This is a genomic window from Burkholderia sp. Bp9031 (assembly GCF_003857965.1).
Taxonomy (GTDB): domain Bacteria; phylum Pseudomonadota; class Gammaproteobacteria; order Burkholderiales; family Burkholderiaceae; genus Burkholderia; species Burkholderia ambifaria_A.
In genome coordinates this window covers 43213-61058 of the sequence record NZ_QTPW01000036.1, presented here as the reverse complement: position 1 = coordinate 61058, position 17846 = coordinate 43213, and the positions used below count along the sequence as shown (strand labels likewise).

General features: G+C 65.3%; 21 protein-coding genes. 19 read left to right on the top strand and 2 right to left on the bottom strand.

All coding sequences use genetic code 11. The annotated features are described in order from the left end of the window. Nucleotides 1-22: 22 nt before the first annotated feature. The 10 genes from pqqD (at nucleotide 23) to DIE15_RS31635 (ending at nucleotide 8664) form a co-directional block, all read left to right on the top strand. The gene (pqqD, locus tag DIE15_RS31685) at nucleotides 23-304 is read left to right on the top strand and encodes a pyrroloquinoline quinone biosynthesis peptide chaperone PqqD (protein WP_057928154.1); all 282 of its coding nucleotides are present in this window, start codon (nucleotides 23-25) and stop codon (nucleotides 302-304) included. A 7-nt stretch (nucleotides 305-311) separates the two neighbouring features. After that, on the top strand, nucleotides 312-1430 hold the full coding sequence (gene pqqE / locus DIE15_RS31680) for a pyrroloquinoline quinone biosynthesis protein PqqE (RefSeq protein ID WP_124835270.1): 1119 nt from the start codon (nucleotides 312-314) through the stop codon (nucleotides 1428-1430). Nucleotides 1431-2036: 606 nt separating this feature from the next. After that, entirely contained in the window at nucleotides 2037-2240 is a 204-nt protein-coding gene (locus tag DIE15_RS31670; RefSeq protein ID WP_057928155.1) for a cold-shock protein, read from the top strand. A 272-nt stretch (nucleotides 2241-2512) separates the two neighbouring features. Next, nucleotides 2513-2737, top strand: coding sequence for a hypothetical protein (locus DIE15_RS31665; protein ID WP_057928156.1), 225 nt, complete (start codon nucleotides 2513-2515; stop codon nucleotides 2735-2737). Nucleotides 2738-3069: 332 nt separating this feature from the next. After that, a complete protein-coding gene (locus tag DIE15_RS31660; protein ID WP_124835268.1) occupies nucleotides 3070-3393 on the top strand; it encodes a hypothetical protein in 324 nt (107 codons plus the stop codon). A gap of 225 nt (nucleotides 3394-3618) precedes the next feature. Next, the gene (locus DIE15_RS31655; protein ID WP_124835267.1) at nucleotides 3619-4581 is read left to right on the top strand and encodes an ABC transporter substrate-binding protein; all 963 of its coding nucleotides are present in this window, start codon (nucleotides 3619-3621) and stop codon (nucleotides 4579-4581) included. 158 nt (nucleotides 4582-4739) lie between these two features. Beyond that, a complete protein-coding gene (locus DIE15_RS31650; protein ID WP_124835265.1) occupies nucleotides 4740-6254 on the top strand; it encodes a sugar ABC transporter ATP-binding protein in 1515 nt (504 codons plus the stop codon). Then, nucleotides 6251-7291 carry an ABC transporter permease gene (locus DIE15_RS31645; RefSeq protein WP_124835263.1) on the top strand — a complete coding sequence of 347 codons (1041 nt, stop codon included), beginning with the start codon at nucleotides 6251-6253 and terminating at the stop codon, nucleotides 7289-7291. The genes DIE15_RS31650 and DIE15_RS31645 overlap by 4 nt, the downstream gene beginning before the upstream one ends. Beyond that, nucleotides 7288-8397 carry a galactofuranose ABC transporter, permease protein YjfF gene (gene yjfF / locus DIE15_RS31640; RefSeq protein WP_124835261.1) on the top strand — a complete coding sequence of 370 codons (1110 nt, stop codon included), beginning with the start codon at nucleotides 7288-7290 and terminating at the stop codon, nucleotides 8395-8397. Before DIE15_RS31645 ends, yjfF begins: the two co-directional genes overlap by 4 nt. Before the next feature lie 21 nt (nucleotides 8398-8418). Next, on the top strand, nucleotides 8419-8664 hold the full coding sequence (locus DIE15_RS31635; RefSeq protein ID WP_124835259.1) for a hypothetical protein: 246 nt from the start codon (nucleotides 8419-8421) through the stop codon (nucleotides 8662-8664). Here the strand turns inward: DIE15_RS31635 and DIE15_RS31630 are convergent. Further along, nucleotides 8654-8842 (bottom strand): hypothetical protein, encoded by a 189-nt coding sequence (locus DIE15_RS31630; protein WP_057928231.1) that lies wholly within the window; start codon nucleotides 8840-8842, stop codon nucleotides 8654-8656. The two genes, DIE15_RS31635 and DIE15_RS31630, sit on opposite strands and share 11 nt — an antisense overlap. A 312-nt stretch (nucleotides 8843-9154) precedes the next feature. On the opposite strand from DIE15_RS31630, the gene DIE15_RS31625 reads away from it, so the two are divergent. The 9 genes from DIE15_RS31625 to DIE15_RS31585 all read left to right on the top strand — a co-directional run bounded on the left by DIE15_RS31625 (nucleotide 9155) and on the right by DIE15_RS31585 (nucleotide 16412). Next, nucleotides 9155-9370, top strand: coding sequence for a DUF3820 family protein (locus DIE15_RS31625; RefSeq protein ID WP_057928232.1), 216 nt, complete (start codon nucleotides 9155-9157; stop codon nucleotides 9368-9370). A gap of 220 nt (nucleotides 9371-9590) precedes the next feature. After that, entirely contained in the window at nucleotides 9591-10100 is a 510-nt protein-coding gene (locus DIE15_RS31620; RefSeq protein WP_057928163.1) for a hypothetical protein, read from the top strand. A 408-nt stretch (nucleotides 10101-10508) separates the two neighbouring features. Continuing rightward, nucleotides 10509-11024: a hypothetical protein gene (locus DIE15_RS31615; protein WP_057928164.1), complete on the top strand. Its 516-nt coding sequence runs from the start codon at nucleotides 10509-10511 to the stop codon at nucleotides 11022-11024. Nucleotides 11025-11340: 316 nt separating this feature from the next. After that, nucleotides 11341-12489, top strand: a complete 1149-nt coding sequence (locus DIE15_RS31610) for a c-type cytochrome (RefSeq protein WP_124835257.1) — start codon at nucleotides 11341-11343, stop codon at nucleotides 12487-12489. A 13-nt stretch (nucleotides 12490-12502) separates the two neighbouring features. Beyond that, complete coding sequence (ctaD, locus tag DIE15_RS31605) at nucleotides 12503-14263, top strand: cytochrome c oxidase subunit I (protein WP_124835255.1); 1761 nt, start codon at nucleotides 12503-12505, stop codon at nucleotides 14261-14263. Next, nucleotides 14260-14871, top strand: coding sequence for a cytochrome c oxidase subunit 3 (locus DIE15_RS31600; protein WP_057928167.1), 612 nt, complete (start codon nucleotides 14260-14262; stop codon nucleotides 14869-14871). The genes ctaD and DIE15_RS31600 overlap by 4 nt, the downstream gene beginning before the upstream one ends. Further along, nucleotides 14868-15587 carry a heme-copper oxidase subunit III family protein gene (locus tag DIE15_RS31595; RefSeq protein WP_124835254.1) on the top strand — a complete coding sequence of 240 codons (720 nt, stop codon included), beginning with the start codon at nucleotides 14868-14870 and terminating at the stop codon, nucleotides 15585-15587. The genes DIE15_RS31600 and DIE15_RS31595 overlap by 4 nt, the downstream gene beginning before the upstream one ends. 8 nt (nucleotides 15588-15595) lie before the next feature. Continuing rightward, the gene (locus DIE15_RS31590) at nucleotides 15596-15937 is read left to right on the top strand and encodes a cytochrome C oxidase subunit IV family protein (RefSeq protein WP_057928169.1); all 342 of its coding nucleotides are present in this window, start codon (nucleotides 15596-15598) and stop codon (nucleotides 15935-15937) included. 160 nt (nucleotides 15938-16097) lie between these two features. Continuing rightward, entirely contained in the window at nucleotides 16098-16412 is a 315-nt protein-coding gene (locus tag DIE15_RS31585; RefSeq protein ID WP_124835253.1) for a high-potential iron-sulfur protein, read from the top strand. 184 nt (nucleotides 16413-16596) lie between these two features. Here DIE15_RS31585 and DIE15_RS31580 read toward each other — a convergent pair whose 3' ends face one another. Continuing rightward, nucleotides 16597-17757, bottom strand: a complete 1161-nt coding sequence (locus tag DIE15_RS31580) for a porin (protein WP_057928171.1) — start codon at nucleotides 17755-17757, stop codon at nucleotides 16597-16599. Nucleotides 17758-17846: the final 89 nt, after the last annotated feature.

The window sequence follows — 17846 nt, the reverse complement described above, 5'->3', positions numbered from 1 at the left end:
GGTTTTCTCGGAGCAATTCGTAATGAACACCAACGACGCCGTCAGCGGCGTGCCGCTGCGCCCCTCGCTGAGGGGCATGTACCGCCTGCAGTGGGAGGCGGCCCAGGATGCGTACGTGCTGCTGTATCCGGAAGGCATGGTCCGGCTCAACCCGAGCGCGGGCGAGATCCTCGCGCGCTGCGACGGCACGCGCGAGCTCGACGACATCATCGACGAACTCGAGCGGCTGTTCAGCACGTCGGACCTCGCGTCGGACGTCTACCGCTTCCTCGATCATGCGCGACTGCGCGGCTGGCTCGACTGACATGGACATGACACCTCCTCCGAACCGGCCGTCCGCGCCGTTGTGGCTGCTCGCCGAGCTCACGTACCGCTGTCCGCTGCACTGCGCGTTCTGCTACAACCCGGTCGATTTCGCGACGCACGGCGCCGAGCTCGATACCGACGCATGGCGCACGGTGATCAGCGACGCGCGCGCGCTCGGCGCCGCGCAGATCGGGTTTTCCGGCGGCGAGCCGCTGCAGCGAGGCGACCTGGAGGTGCTGGTCGAGCATGCGCGGTCGCTGGGCTTCTATACCAACCTGATCACGTCGGGCGTGGGCCTGAATGCGGCGCGCATCGACCGGCTCAAGGCGGCCGGGCTCGATCATATCCAGTTGTCGCTGCAGGATTCGACGCGTGAGCTGAACGATTTCCTGACCAGCACGCGCACCTTCGACCTCAAGCGCGGCGTCGGACGGCTGATCAAGTCGCACGGCTATCCGATGGTGCTGAACTGCGTGCTGCACCGGTACAACTTGCCGCACGTCGGCCAGATCATCGAGATGGCGCTCGACCTCGGCGCGGATTTTCTCGAGCTTGCGAATACGCAGTACTACGGCTGGGCGATGCTCAATCGCGACCAGCTGATGCCGACCGCCGAACAGCTGCGCGAAGCCGAGGAGACGGTCAACCGCTACCGGAAGCTCGTCGGCGAACGCTGCAAGATCCTGTTCGTCGTGCCCGACTACTTCGAGCAGCGGCCGAAGGCCTGCATGAACGGCTGGGGCTCGGTGTTCCTCGGCGTCGCGCCGGACGGCACGGCGTTGCCGTGTCATGCCGCGCGCTCGCTGCCCGGCCTCGTGCTGCCGAACGTGCGCGACCAGTCGCTGAAGGAGATCTGGTACGACAGCGACGCATTCAACGCGTTTCGCGGCGACGGCTGGATGCGCGAACCGTGTCGCACGTGCGACGAGCGGCATACGGATCACGGCGGGTGCCGCTGCCAGGCATACATGCTGGCGGGCGACCCGGCGGAGGCCGATCCCGTCTGCGCGAAGTCCGCGCATCACGGCCGCGTCGAACAGGCGGTGCAATTCGCGCGACGGGCAGGGCGACAGGACGAGCATCCGCTGGTTTTCCGGAGTGTCGCCAATTCGATGATGCGTTGAGCATCGCCGATTCCGGCGCGTGGCGCGTTATTTTCGCGCCACCTTCTCCAGCAACGCGACAAATGCCGCCTCATCCACTCGCAGCCCCCTCGGCGCGCGGCGCACTTCCAGCGCCGCGAGCATCCCGGCCTCGAGGAGCATCGACCGGTATCGGCATCGACCCGACCGAAGCGCCGCTGTGTCGCTGCATGGTCGCAGCATCGCGCTTACGGATAGTCGGCGAATCGCGACGTCGGCGCCGGCAGCCTGTAGCGGCCGACGTTGATCGGTTCTACGTTGCGGGTAGCGAGCGACGCGTCATGGCCCCGCGAACGAGGAGGCAATGCGAGACAGGCCTGGCCGACGCGACGGGCCGCAACGTACCGCGAAGCGAGTAGGGGCCACATCGCCTCGACGTCAAAACCGGCTGCCTGGTGACACAGTTACAAGATAAGCATTGACTCCGCCGTTCCCGGCAGTTAGTGTGTGCGTCGAAGTCCAAGAAGTCCGATTGCTGTTCATCAATTTCTCGCTCCCCCCAGCGGTATTCGTTGTCCTCTCCCTCCTTGACGCTTCAAGCGCTCTTCAACAGAGCAGATCTTCTTATTTTTTCATCAAGGATTCCTCATGGATACCGGTATCGTCAAGTGGTTCAACGACAGCAAAGGCTTTGGCTTCATCACTCCGGACAAGGGCGGTGACGACCTTTTCGCTCATTTCTCCGAAATCCGGACTGACGGCTTCAAGACGCTCGCTGAAAATCAGAAAGTGAGCTTCGAAACGAAGCAAGGCCCGAAGGGTCTGCAAGCGGCCAACATCAAGCCGCTGTAAGTTTGAAGGGCCCGGCTTTCCGCGACGGACGCCGGGTCGCAGCGACACCCTCACGGAGCGTTGTCTCCTAAAGTTGGCGCGATCGCTCTTGGCTGCATCTGTTTATTCAGCAGCTTGCCACGCGCCACATGCCTCGTTGCACTTCACTCTCCCCCTCCGGCAGCAACGCCTTTTTTGCGCTTTCCGACTGCTTTAGATTCAGCTCGCAATGGCTTTGAATCGGTGCGTATTTCGCACGGCACGCGCGCACTCAAATCTCATTAAAATTAGAAATGCAAAACAAACGAATCCAACAGTACAACGGCTATGCCGTCCAACCCTCGGCGCATCGCTTGCCCGATGGTAGTTTTTCATCCAACCTGCTGCTCGAACGCAGCGGGAGTTCATGTGCCGAAGGCCGCTATCAGTTCTATTCGCTGGATTACTTTCCGAGTGAAAGACAGGCGCTGCAGCACTCGGCACGCTGGGCACGCAACTGGATCGACACGCGCGGTTAACGGCAACGTCCTGCAGGCGGGAGCGCCAGCGATCCATGGCACAGTTCGACCCGAGCGCCATCGCCTCGGGCCGGTAGCGCCGCTCGCGAAGTCGCCGCGCGCCTTCGCGAGTTGGGCCTGCGCCTGCTGCTTGCTGACCTGGTCCTGGCGCGGGGCGATCCGCGCGAGGAACGGGATGCAATGAATAAAGGTTTTGCTCCGCTCACGCATGGGCGCCCGTGATGCGGGTTGGCGGTCGTTGCGCGATCGCTGCGAGGGCGCCGGCCGCGTTCGGGGCTACCGGTCGAGCGTCGTGTCGCGTTGCTACGGCCGTTTCGGCTCGCTTCAAATGCTTGATTGGCCAGGGTGTTGCGTGCGGGGCGGCGCGCCCCGCGGAATCGGCCGACATAGGCGGATACGGCTACCTGTGGTGGACGAGCGCATCCGCGAGCGGCGCGCGCGCCCGCGACGCGATGCTGTCGCGGCCTGCTTTCTGGGCCGACGGCCATCTCGGCCAGTACACGGTGGTGGTCCCGTCGCTCGACCTGGTGGTCGTGAGCCTCGTCGATGCGAGGCTGACGTCGAAGCGGATAGGCCAGACGAAGATGGAAACGCGGGTGACGCTGATCGAGGCCGCGCACGCCGGCCAATCATCCGACGACACGCCGCCCGCTTAGGTGTTTATACGTATGCCGATACCGATATCGCTTCAATCCAATATTTCATTGGAAGGTTATCGGACTTGTTTCTAGACTGATCCGGGGTGTACAAACCGGGCTGGCCGCAAGCGCCGGCCGGCGCCGCCCCGAACCGCGCCCGCGCCACGCAGAACCACAACAGCGCAGCACGGCACCGCGCCAGGCCGGCGCCGCGGCATACAACGACATCATCGGAGACGGACCATGACATTCATCAGGAAGCTGGCGGCCGGCGCGATCGTCGCGGCGGCGACGGTGCTGGCCACCGGCGCGCACGCGCAGCAAAAGCCGATCACGCTCGGGTTCTCGCAGGTCGGCGCGGAGAGCGCGTGGCGCACCGCGAACACCGTGTCGGTGAAGAGCGCGGCGAAGGACGCCGGCATCAACCTGAAATTCTCGGACGCGCAGCAGAAGCAGGAGAACCAGATTCGCGCGATCCGCTCGTTCATTGCGCAGAAGGTCGACGTGATCGCGTTCTCGCCGGTGGTCGAGTCGGGCTGGGAGCCGGTGCTGACCGAAGCGAAGGCCGCGCATATCCCGGTGATCCTGACCGATCGCGGCGTCGACGTGAAGGATCCGTCGCTGTACGTGACGATGATCGGCTCCGACTTCCTCGAGGAAGGGCGGCGCGCCGGCCACTGGCTGGAAGAGCGCTACAAGAACGACCCGGGCCCTATTAACATCGTCGAGCTGCAAGGCACGGTCGGCTCCGCGCCGGCCAACGACCGCCGCGCGGGCCTGCTCGAGGTGATCAAGAACAATCCGAAGTTCAAGGTGATCGCGTCGCAAAGCGGCGACTTCACGCTCGCGGGCGGCAAGCAGGTGATGGAAGCGTTCGCGAAGTCCTACGGCAAGCAGATCAACGTTGTCTACGCGCACAACGACGACATGGCGCTCGGCGCGATCCAGGCGATGGAGGAGGCCGGCATCAAGCCTGGCAAGGACGTGAGCGTCGTGTCGTTCGACGCGACCAAGGGCGGCTTCCAGGCGATGGTCGCCGGCAAGATCAACGTCGACGTCGAATGCAGCCCGCTGCTCGGCCCGCAGCTGATGACAGCGGTGAAGGACGTGGTCGCCGGCAAGCAGCTGCCGAAGCGTATCGTTACGAACGAGACGGTGTTCCCGATGAACGTCGCGGCGCAGGTGCTGCCGACCCGCAAGTACTGAGCGCGCCCGAAACCTGGCGCTTCGCGTCAGGCCCCCAAGGGGACTTCCTGCGGGGAGGAAAACCTGGGGCGGCCCGGCGCTTTCTTGAGAGTCTCGACGGACGCGGGCGGCGGCACGGCTGCCGCCGCCCGGCAACCGCTTCGAAGCGAGGGTGATCCATGACGAATCCGCCGGTGGTCGAGATGATCGGCATCGACAAGGCGTTTCCGGGTGTCCACGCGCTGCAGCGCGTGAACTTCCGGCTGTTTCCGGGCGAAATCCATACCCTGATGGGCCAGAACGGCGCGGGCAAGTCGACGCTGATCAACGTACTGACCGGCGTGCATGCGCACGATGCGGGCGAGATTCGCGTCGGCGGCGCGGCGGTGCGCTTCGCCGCGCCGCGCGAGGCCGAGGCGGCCGGGATCCAGACGCTGTACCAGGAAGTGAACCTGTGCGCGAACCTGTCGGTCGCCGAGAACATCTTCGCGGGCCGGCAGCCGATGCGGCGCGGCGCGATCGACTGGAAGACGATCCATGCCCGCGCGCGCGATGCGCTCGCCGAGCTCGATCTGTCGCTCGACGTCACGCGCTCGCTCGACGCGTATCCGATCGCGGTGCAGCAGATGGTCGCGATCGCACGGGCCGTATCGGTCGACGCGCGCGTGCTGATCCTCGACGAGCCGACGTCGAGCCTCGACGATGGCGAGGTTGCGCGGCTCTTCGGCGTGCTGCGCCGGCTGAAGGCGTCGGGCATCGCGATCCTGTTCGTCACGCACTTTCTCGAACAGACCTATGCGGTATCCGATCGGATCACCGTGATGCGCAATGGCGAGCGCGAAGGCGAGTATCTCGCGCGCGACCTGCCGGTCGACATGCTGGTTGCGAAGATGACCGGCCGCGAGCCGATGTCCGGCACGCAGCAGGCCGGCGCGGCGGCCGTGCAGCACGATGCCGGTGCGGCCGCGCCGTTCCTGTCGATGCAACAGGTCGGCCGGCGCGGGATGATGAGCCCGCTCGACCTCGACGTGCGGCCCGGCGAAATCGTCGGGCTCGCCGGGCTGCTCGGCTCGGGGCGCACGGAGACCGCGCGGCTGGCGTTCGCGGCCGAGCGCACCGACACCGGCGCGATCGAGATCGACGGCGCGCGCACGCGGCTCGCGTCGCCGCACGACGCGGTCCGCAACGGAATCGCGTATTGCCCGGAAGATCGCAAGAAGGAGGGGATCGTCGCCGCGCTGTCGATCCGCGAGAACATCGTCCTCGCGCTGCAGGCGCGGCGCGGCTGGTGGCGGCTGATCAGCCGCGCGCGCCAGCGCGAGCTCGCCGACACGTACATCGCGCGGCTCGGCATCAAGGCGCGCGACGCGGAGCAGCCGATCGGGCTGCTGTCGGGCGGCAACCAGCAGAAGGTGCTGCTCGCGCGCTGGCTCGCGACGGAACCGAAGCTGCTGATCCTCGACGAGCCGACGCGCGGCATCGACGTCGCCGCGAAATTCGACATCATGGAGCGCGTGCTCGCGCTGTGCGCGCAGGGTCTCGCGATCCTGTTCATCTCGTCGGAGATCAGCGAAGTCGTGCGCGTGAGCCACCGGATCGCGGTGCTGCGCGACCGTCGCAAGGTCGCCGAACTGAGCGGCGGCGATGTATCGGAGGAACATGTGTACCACCTGATCGCGGGAGGCCGGTCGTGACGCGGCTACGCACCTTGCTTCGTCATCCGCTCGTATGGCCGGTGCTGACGCTGGCGCTGCTGTTCGCGCTCGACGTCGCGTATCGGCCGGGCTTCCTGTCGATCTCGCTGCTCGACGGTCACCTGTTCGGCGCGCCCATCGACATCCTGAACCGTGCGGCGCCGCTCGTGATCGTGTCGCTCGGGATGACGCTCGTGATTGCCACGCGCGGGATCGACATCTCGGTCGGCGCGATCGTCGCGATCGCAGGCGCGGCCGCGGCGATCGTGCTCGATGGCGACCCGACACGGCTCGGCACGGCGCTGGCGGCCGCGCTCGGCGTCGGGCTGCTCGCCGGCGCATGGAACGGCGTGCTCGTCGCGTTCGTCGGGATGCAGCCGATCATCGCGACGCTGATCCTGATGGTCGCCGGACGCGGCATCGCGCAGTTGCTGACCGGCGGACAGATCATCCCGATCGGCGCGCCCGGCTACCTGGCGCTCGGCGGCGGCTATCTCGCGGCCGTGCCGTGCTCGGTCTGGATCGCGATCGCGACGATCGCGGCGACCGCGTTGCTGGTGAACCGCACCGCGCTCGGCCTGTTCATCCGCGCGATCGGCGTGAACCCGGTCGCGACGCGGCTCGTCGGGCTGCGCGCGGGGGCGGTCGTGTTCGGCGTGTATCTGTGTTCCGGCGTGATGTCGGCGCTCGCGGGTATCCTCGCGAGTTCGAACGTGCGCAGCGCCGACGGCAACAACGCGGGGCTGCTGCTCGAACTCGACGCGATCCTCGCGGTGACGCTCGGCGGCACGTCGCTGCTCGGCGGCCGTTTCAGCCTCGCCGGCTCGGTGCTCGGCGCGCTGATCATCCAGACGCTCACCTACACGACCTATTCGATCGGCGTGCCGCCGGAGGCGACGCTCGTCGTGAAGGCGGTCGTCGTGATCGTCGTGACGCTGATCCAGTCGGACGCGGCGCGCGCGCTGGTGGTCCGGCACGTGTCGCGACTGCTGTCTTTCGCGCGTTCGCGCGCCACCACCGGAGCGACGCCCCGATGAACCGATTCCTCGCACGGCTCGCCGACCCGCGCACGCTGCCGATCGTCGTGACGATCGTGCTGTTCGCCGCGCTGTTCGGCTTCGGATCCGTGATGTATACGGGCTTCTTCTCGATGCAGGTGCTGACCGGGCTGCTCGTCGACAACGCGTTCCTGCTGATCGTCGCGATCGGGATGACGTTCGTGATCGTGTCGGGCGGCATTGACCTGTCGGTCGGCTCGGTCGTTGCGCTGACAACGATCTTCTGCGCGGTCGGTGCGGAGCGGCTGCACTGGCCCGTCTGGACGATCGTGCCGCTGGTGCTCGTGTTTGGCGCGCTGTACGGCGCGGCAATGGGCGCGCTGATCCATTACTTCCGGCTGCAGCCGTTCATCGTCACGCTGGCCGGGATGTTTCTCGCGCGCGGCGCGTGCTTCCTGATCACGACGCAGTCGATCACGATCAACGAGCCGACGTTCCATGCGCTCGCGGGCATCAGCGTGCCGATCGGCGGCGGGATGCTGAGCGCGGGTGCGCTGATCGCGCTCGCGACGCTGGCCGCGGCCATCTACGTCGCGCATTTCACGCGCTTCGGCCGCAACGTGTATGCGATTGGCGGCAACGAGCGCTCGGCGCTGCTGATGGGGCTGCCGGTCGCGCGCACGAAGGTCGGCGTGTATGCGCTGAGCGGCTTCTGTTCGGCGCTCGGCGGCGTGGTGTTCACGCTGTACGTGCTGTCCGGCTACGGGCTGCAGGCGCAGGGGATGGAGCTCGACGCGATCGCCGCGACGGTCATCGGCGGCACGCTGCTCACGGGCGGCGTGGGTTACGTGATCGGGTCGGTGTTCGGCGTCGGCATTCTCGGCACGATCCAGGTGCTGATCACGTTCGACGGCACGCTGAGTTCGTGGTGGACGCGGATCGTGATCGGCGCGCTGCTGTGCGTGTTCTGCCTGTTGCAGCGGGTCATCGAGCGGCATGCGGCGCGGCGGCGCACCGGCGGCACCGGGCTCGATCCGAAACGGCGGACGCAGGAAGCCGAGCCGGTCAGGACGGCTGCGCCGTCAGACGATGCGGCGCTGGGGTCGACGCTGCGCAGGCTGTTGCGTCCCCAGCGCTCGGCGTGATTCTCCGCTCCGATCCGGAACATGAACGATGTACCGACGCCCGGCCGGCTTGGCATGACCAGCTCGCCTTGCATCGTGCGGACGATCCGCTGCGCGATGAACAGCTTGGGCAGCACCTGCTGCAGCCGGATCCTGCCGATCGACAGTTTGCGGGGGCGAGGAGGAGTCGCCGTCGTCGTCGCATGGACGACGATGTCGAACGGCGACTTGCATCGAAAACGCAGACCATCATCCGCACCGAGCAGCGGATCGATGCTCAGTGCCTGATCACGCAGACGGCCACGATTTCGTATCCGGGGTCGGCATGCATGCTGGCCGCTTTTTCCGCTTCGTCATACGAACCAAAGGATGCGGCATCTTCAATGGCCGGTGCCATGCCGATGTCGCCGTCCTCGGCAGTGCAGAGGAACTGTTCACCGGTTTTCACGACGTAGATGGACATCATGATTCCCTCCATGGTTTGCAGGGGGAAGTTCCAGTCTAGCAGGCAAGAAGGAGGGCGGTGGTTTATCGAGTCGCTTCCGTGAGGTACCGTCGGAGGCACTCCCGCGCCGATTGTCGGTGCTTCATTCCGACCGGTTCATCGGTATTTGTCAGTCGATCGGAGCGCAGGCACGACTCTGGCCGTCAGCCAGGATCGGCTTCTCGATTCGGCCTTCCGTGAAGGGCCGGTTTCACGACCGTCGGCCGGCGTGGACCGGTGAGCACGCGGTGGGGCCGCGGCGCGCGGGGGCGGAAAGCCGTGCACAATACGCGCATGCGAGCCCCAGACCTTGAATGCCTTGTCACCGTCACCATGCCCTTCGGAAAATACAAGGGTCGACTCATTGCCGACCTGCCCGGGCCTTACCTCAATTGGCTGGCTCGCGAAGGGTTTCCGCGCGGCGAAATCGGCCGGCAGCTCGCGCTGATGCACGAGATCGACCACAACGGCCTGAGGAGCCTGCTGGAGCCGCTGCGCAAACGCGGATAGTGCCGACCAGCCACCATTGACGCAGCGTGCCTCTCGTCAAGCGCATCTGTCCACGTGTTTGAACCAACGCACCGCATCGGGGCGGGATCGGACGTTCGAAGAATCCATGCGCATCACGGCACCGACACTCGTATGTGTGCGGATACCGCATGGCCGATGCTGACATAGAATAGAAAAAGTTCTGTTGCGGATGAGCCGATGGCAAAAGAGGGGTGCCAATATGAGACGCCTTTATTTCCTCGTACCCGATACGCAGATGGCGAAGGCGATCGTCGATGACTTGCTGCGCGCGCGCATCATCTGGCGCCATATTCACGTTCTCGCCGATCACAGCGTCACGCTCGATCAGTTGCCCGAAGCGTCCTTGCTACAAAGCAGCGATGTCGTGCACGCGCTCGAGCGCGGCGTCGCACTCGGCGGCGCGACAGGCGCGCTTATCGGCCTCGTTGCGCTGGTATTCCCCCCTGCGGAGCTCGTGATTGCGGGCGGTGCCGTCGTCGCATTGACGGTGGCCGGAGCGGGCTTCGGGGCGTGGACAGCCGCGATGATCGGCATTGCCGAGCCGAATGTGCGACTCGCGCGCTTTCGTGAGGCCATCCGGGAAGGTCAGATCCTGATCATGGCCGACGTGCCGCCACTGCGAGAGCAGGAAATCGAGCAGATGGTCGCGCAGCATTTTCCCAAGGCGGACCTGGAGGGCGGCGAGCCCACGACGCCGATCTTTCCCTGACACGCGAAAACCCGCCCCTACACGAACACCTGCGCTCATCGGCGTGATTCGCCGGACGCGTGTTCGCATTGCTGCGATGGGTGGCATGCCGTTGCGTGTCGATGCGGCCGCCCTTGGCGTTGCAGCATCGTTCGCGCGGGCACGGGAGATGCTCGCCGTATTTATCGTGGCGTAGCGGCCTTGTTTCCTCACCGGGCGAGCGAAGAGAAAAACGCCGCGCGCCAACGGCGTGCCTGCCGACATGCCGACGCCGGATGGCGGGAAGAACGCGCCGCGGAGGCCTTTCGTGCGTTGCGCCGGCCTCGTGTCCGGCCATTCCGAATCTCGCACGGGACGTACTTTTGACGCGAATGGCGCCTGCTGAAATGAACCCGAGTGCTGAAGCTGAACCGTCAGCGAGGAGGTCATATGGAACTGCACATGCAATCCCACCATTGGGAACGGCGCACGCCGGACTGGATCGCCGCTGCCGTGGCCGGTCTTGCGGGCGGCGCGCTGGTGATCGTGCTGGAATTCTTCTGGTCGACCCTGGTGCTCGGTGAAAGCCCGTGGCAACCGACCCACAAGATCGCGGCGATGGTGATGGGCCGCGGTGCGCTCAGCCAGATGTCGCAATTCAGCCTCGAAATCGTCGCGATGGCACTGCTGCTGCACTACGTGCTCGGCGCGATCATGGGGATGATGCTCGCCGCGATCATGGCGCCTTTCCGCTTCGATTCGAGCGTGGGCATGGAGGCCGTGATCGGGCTGGCCTTCGGCATCGTCGCGTATGCGTGGAACTTTCATGTGATGACGGCCGTGTTCCCGTGGTTCATCTCGGAGCGGGGTTCCGGCCCCTTGCTGGCGAACCTGCTGTTCGGCGTGGTTGCCGCTGTCGCCTACGGCAGGCTGGAGCGATGGCGCAGCCAGAGCAGGGGGAACTGACGCGTCGCTTTTTTCCCGCCGCGCCGCGCTGACCCTGAATACCCGGCGGCCGTCCTGCATGGCATCGCCGTATGCGACGCCGCCATGCGCGCGGGTCGTACACGGCGTGCGCTTCCCCTGTGGCGCTGCCTTGCACGATGCAGGGGAGAGAACTACCTTTTCTTTTAGAGCCGTCGTGTGCAACGCGTCGCGAAGCGGTCCCGGCCGAGGTGCCGGCGCCGACGATACGAAGAATACGAAATGCGGCGATGCGGCACGACGACGCCAGCAGCGTCATGCCGGCGGCTCGAGCGCGTGACACGCAGCGAGGCGGCCTATGGCCCTTGCGATTGCCCTGGTCCTGATCATCGTATTGGCGGTGGGGTTTCACTTTGCCAGTCCGTGGTGGATCACGCCGATCGCGTCGAACTGGGTGCGCATGGACGACATGCTGACGATCACGCTCGTGATCACCGGCGCATTCTTCATCGCGATCAACTTGTTCATCGTGATCGCACTGGTGCGCTACCGCCACCGCAGCGGTCATCGCGCCGCCTACAACCCGCACGACAAGCGGCTGGAATGGTGGCTGATCGGCCTGACCTCGATCGGCGTGGCTGCATTGCTGGCGCCGGGGCTCTTCGTCTACGCGGACTACATCCGGCCGCCGCGCAACGTGCTGCAGATGGAAGTGCTCGGCCAGCAATGGCAATGGCGCTTCCGCTTTGCCGGACCGGGCGGCAAGCTGGGTACGACGGACGTGCGCTACATCAGCAACGACAACCCGTTCGGCCTGAATCCCGCCGACCCCAACGGCCGCGACAACTACCTGATCAACGGGCCCGAGGTGCACCTGCCGCTCAACCGGCCGGTCCAGGTCCTGACACGGTCGCGCGACGTGCTGCACGACTTCTACGTCCCGCCGTTTCGTGCACGCATGAACATGGTGCCCGGCATGGTGACCACCTTCTGGTTTACGCCGACCAAGGCTGGTCGCTACGACATCCTGTGTGCGCAGCTCTGCGGTATCGGGCACTCCAGCATGCGCGGCGTGGTGGTGGTGGAAGACGAAGCCGCGTTCTCGCGCTGGCTCGCGCAGCAGACCACGTTCGCGCAGCAGCAACTGGCCCACGTGCAGACCGCCCCCGCCGCGGCCGGCGGCAGCGCGCAGGCGCTTGCCAACCTGGGCAAGACGCTCGCGGCGGGCAAGGGCTGCGTCGCCTGTCATACCGTGGACGGCAGCCCGCTTGTCGGCCCGACCTGGAAGGGCCTGTACGGCAAGACCGAAACGATGGCCGACGGCAGCACCGCGAAGGTGGACGAAGCCTATCTGCGCGCGTTCATCCGCAATCCGACGGCTCGCGTCGTGAAGGGCTTCTCGCCGATCATGCCGCACTTCGACCTGAGCGACCAGGAGCTGACCGCACTGGTGGCCTATATCAAGGCGCAGGGCGGGACGCCCGCCAGCAGTGCGGCGCAGCCGTAGCGGAGCAGATGCCATGACCCATGCGTACACCGACCACGTCCCGCACAGCTTCTGGACCCGCTATGTGTGGAGCCAGGATCACAAGGTCATCGCCGTGCAGTATGCGCTGACGGCCATCGCCATCGGCCTGGTCGGCCTCGTATTGTCGGACCTGATGCGGCTGCAGCTCGGCTTTCCCGGCAAGTTCGCCTTCATCGATGCCAACCACTACTACCAGTTCGTCACGATGCACGGGATGATCATGGTGATCTACCTGCTGACGGCGCTGTTCCTGGGCGGCTTCGGCAACTACTTGATCCCGCTGATGCTGGGCGCGCGCGACATGGTGTTCCCGTTCCTCAACATGCTGAGCTACTGGGTCTACCTGCTGGCCGTGCTGGTGCTGGTGGCGAGCTTCTTCGTGCCAGGTGGGCCGACCGGCGCGGGGTGGACGCTGTATCCGCCGCAGGCCATCCTGCCTGGCACGCCAGGCGTGGAATGGGGCATCGTGCTGATGCTCGTGTCGCTGGCGATCTTCATCGTCGCGGCGACGATGGGGGGCCTGAACTACGTCACCACCACGCTGCAGGCACGCACGCGCGGCATGACGCTGATGCGCATGCCGCTCACGGTGTGGGGCATCTTCATCGCCACCATCATGGCGCTGCTGGCGTTTCCGGCGCTGTTCGTGTCGGCGGTGATGATGCTGCTCGACAGGACGCTCGGCACCAGCTTCTTCGTGCCGGCCGTGGTGTCGATGGGGCAGACGCTCAAGCACGTCGGCGGCAGCCCGCTGCTGTTCCAGCACCTGTTCTGGTTCTTCGGGCATCCGGAGGTCTACATCGTCGCGCTGCCGGCCTTCGGCATCGCGTCGGACCTGATCAGCACGCACGCGCGCAAGAGCATCTTCGGCTACCGGATGATGGTGTGGGCCATCGTCATCATCGGTGCGCTGAGCTTCGTGGTCTGGGCGCACCACATGTTCATCGCCGGCATGAATCCGTACTTCGGCTTCTTCTTCGCGACCACCACGCTCATCATCGCCGTCCCGACCGCCCTCAAGGTCTACAACTGGGTGCTGACGCTGTGGCGCGGCGATATCCACCTGACCGTGCCGATGCTGTTCGCGATCGGCTTCGTCAGTACCTTCGTGCTGGGCGGGTTGACCGGGCTCTACCTCGGCAACGTGAGCGTGGACATTCCACTGTCGAACACGTATTTCGTGGTCGCGCACTTCCATATGGTGATGGCCGTGTCGCCGATCCTGGTGGTGTTCGGCGGCCTCTACCACTGGTATCCGAAGGTGACGGGCCGCATGCTGAACGATACGCTCGGGCGCGCGCACTTCTGGGTCACCTTCGTCGGCACCTATGCGATCTACTTCCCGATGCACTATCTCGGCATCCTGGGCATGCCACGGCGGTATTACGCGTATCAGGGCTACAGCTTCATTCCGCATTCGGCACAGACGCTCAACACGTTCATCACCGTCGTTGCGCTGATCGTCGCGGCGGCGCAACTGCTGTTCCTGTTCAACCTCGCGTGGAGCCTCGTGTACGGTCGGCGGGCCGACGGCAACCCGTGGCGCGCCACGACGCTGGAATGGCAGACGCCGCAGACGCCGCCGGTGCACGGCAACTGGGGCGCAGCGCTCCCCGTCGTCTACCGCTGGGCGTACGAATACAGTCCGCCGGGGCAAGAGGAAGACTTCGTGCCGCAAAACCAGCCGCCCGCGACGGCGCCTGAACCCGAGGCAGCCCACCCGACGCTTCACCCCGGCGAGGCCCGCGAATGACCACGCTGCCGCGCCCCTTCGTTCCCGACGCGCCACCCGGCTTGTCGAATGCGGGCCGCACCGGCCTGACCGTTTTCATGGCGGTTGCGACGACGTTGTTTTCGTTGCTGCTGCTCGCCTATGCGATGCGCATGCGCGAATCCGACTGGCAGCCGATCCCGCATCCGGCGCTGCTGTGGTGGAATACCGGCGCGCTGGCGCTGGCCAGCGTCGCGATGCAGCGTGCCCGGCAACTGACCGCGCACCGCATGGCGTGGCTGGTGGGCGGCGGCGTGCTGGCGGCCGTGTTCGTGATCGGGCAACTGACCGCGTGGCACATACTGTCGGCGGCCGGGCAGACCGTCAGCGTCAATCCGTCCAACAGCTTCCTCTACCTGCTCACCGGCCTGCACGGATTGCATGTGCTGGGCGGGCTGGCGGCGTGGGGCGTGACGATCGTACAGCTCCGGCGCGCGGACCCGTTCCGGGCCCAACGGGTCATCGGGCTTTGCGCGCGCTACTGGCATTTCCTGCTCGCGGTCTGGCTCGTGCTGCTGGCGGCGATGTGGTGGATCACCCCCGGGATCGTCGCCGCCATCTGCGGGCCGCTGTACGGAGTCGCGCCATGACCTCGCCCACGCTCCCCTCCGAATCCGCCGGCGAATCGGCTGACATCGCGTCGACCGACGCCGGGCCCGACGGCTGGCGTGGCATCGTCACCGACTGGTCGGCCGACCGCGAAGCCTTCAAGGTGCCGTGGGGCAAGGCGATGATGTGGATCTTCCTGCTGTCGGACACCTTCGTCTTCAGCAGCTTCCTGATCGGCTACATGACGGTGCGCATGTCGACCACGGCGCCGTGGCCCGACACGTCCAAGGTGTTCGGGCTCACCGTGGGCGGCGTGGAAGTGCCGTTGCTGCTGATTGCCATCATGACGTTCACCCTGATCAGCAGCAGCGGCACCATGGCGATGGCCGTCAACTTCGGCTACCGGCGCAACGCAAGGCCCGCCGCGGCCCTGTTGCTGGCGACCGCGCTGCTGGGCGCGACGTTCGTGTCGCTGCAGGCCTTCGAATGGAGCAACCTGATCTTCCGTGAAGGGATACGCCCGTGGGGCAACCCGATGGGCGCGGCACAGTTCGGCGCGTGCTTCTTCCTGATCACCGGGTTTCACGGCTTTCACGTGACCTGCGGCGTGATCTACCTGCTGCTGATCGCACGCAAGATCCTGCAGCCGGGGTTCGCCGCGCACGGCAACTTCCAGATCGTCGAGATTGCCGGCTTGTACTGGCACTTCGTCGACCTGGTGTGGGTGTTCATCTTCGCGCTGTTCTATTTGTGGTGAGGCAGGCAATGGACCACACCGATCCGGCCGATCGACCCGACGCCGCGCACGGCCAGCAGCATCCGATCGGCATCTACCTGAAAATCTGGGGCCTGCTGTTCGTCCTGAGCACGTTGTCGTACCTGGTGGACTACTTCCACGTACAGGGCGTGCTGCGCTGGGTGCTGATCGTCGTGCTCATGATCGCCAAGGCCGGGCTGATCGTGTCGATTTTCATGCACATGATGTGGGAACGGCTGGCGCTGGTGTACGCGATCCTGATACCGCCCCTGTGCCTGCTGGTGCTCATGGTGCTGATGGCCGCCGAAGCCCATCACACGTTCGGCATGCGGGAACTCTTCTTCCGCTGACGCCGTTGCCGACCACGCCTTGGCCGACGGGCGCCGCGCATCAGGATGGGCATGATGCGTGTGCCATCGACGGGCGCCGTTTTGGGACGGCCGGCGTCCCGTCATCGGGGCGCGACGTTTTCCGGACATCCGTTCACGCACCCTTGAAAGGGAGGACCTCATGAAGTTTTCACGCCGACGTTTTATAGCAGCCACCACCGTTCTCGCCTCCGCGCTCGCCATTGGACGTCGCGCGGCGGCGGCGGATGCCGGTGTTGTGCAGGAATCCGATGCAAATGCCCAGGCGCTCGGTTACAAGACGGATGCCAGCCGGGTCGACCATGTGAAGTTCCCGAAATTTCAGGCGGGCGAGGCCTGTGCGAACTGCCAGTTTTTCCAGGGCAAGACCGGCGTCGCGATGGCGCCGTGCGCCATTTTCGCCGGCAAGCAGGTCAATGCAAAAGGCTGGTGCAGCGCGTATACGAAAAAGGCGTAGCGAGCAGGGGCGGGGTGAGTCGATGTTGCCTGAGTCGTTTCGCGATCGGTGCGCTCTGATGGGCGTCGATGTCAATCGGACCTCGACGCCCGTGGTATGTCGTATCAGGTCAACGTGCCGCGAAGGTGAACTGCCACGCGTGTCCAAGGCGGTCGCCGGTCTTGCCGGCGAGCCGGAATGACAATCAGAACCGGTGACGCAGCCCGAGATTGACCAACGTCTGCGACTTCGTGCCGTTGTAGCCGTATGAACCGATCGACGCCTGTGCCGGCATCGCACCGCCAGCACCGTCGGCGGTCGTGCCGCTTGCGTGCTGATACGCGGCCGTCATGTAGACATCCGTACGCTTCGACAGGTTGTAGTCGGCGCCGACGGACGCCTGGTGATAGTTTGCCGCGGTGTTGCCACCCGACTTCGTGAAGCTATAGCCGACCCCGACGAGCAGCGCTGCCGATGCCTGATAGTTCAGGAAGCCTTGCGCGGTGTTGTAGTGTTCGTTCTTTGCGAATACCGATGCGCCGTCTTGTCGATATTGTGCATTGCTGTAGCCGGCGCCGACGGTGAACGGGCCGAATACGTACTGGCCGGCGACACGGGCGATGCCGATGGAATGGGCTGTCTGGTAACCCGTATTGATTGCGCCGTCGAACGTGCCGTCCGACGTGCTCGACCATGTCGTGCGATCGCCGGTGGCGGGATTCGCGTTCGCCGCATAGAAGTAGCCGCCAGCGAGGCTCAGCGGACCGTTGCTGTACGACACGCCGGCCGAATACGATTGCTTCGAGCCAGTGCTGCCCGCGACACCGCCGAGCGAGTACATCGCCTCGAACTGGAGTCCGGCAATGACCGGTGACGTGTATTTGATCGCGTTGTCGACACGGAAGCTGTTGTCGTAGTTGTCGACGTCGCCGGCGGTGGCGAACACACTGCCGAAGTAGTTGTCGGCGGTGATCGGCTGCACGAGATCGATCAGCGGATCGTACTGGCGGCCGAGCGTGATCGAACCATATCGATTGCTGGTCAGGCCCACATAGGCCTGGCGACCGAATATGCGGCTACCTTGACCGAGGCCGCCCGTGCTCGGATTGAAGCCGTTTTCCAACTGGAAGATCGCCGTCAGGCCGCCACCGAGATCTTCCGCGCCCTTGAGCCCCCAGCGACTGCCCGACAGATTGCCGGCGCTGCTGTTGCCGAGCGCCCAAAGGTTCTTGCTCCCATCGGCGTGATTCACGTACGTGAGCGACGTATCGATCGTGCCGTACAGCGTCACGCTCGTCTGTGCGTGGGCCGAGCCGGCGATAGCGGCCGACGCGATCGTCAGGATCGGAAAAAATGCGCGTTTCATGGTCTCTCCGTTTTGTATGGATGTCTGCGGTCAAAATGAACAGATGCGGATTGCGTCGAGATATTTACCATGCGAAATTAAAGGAGCAC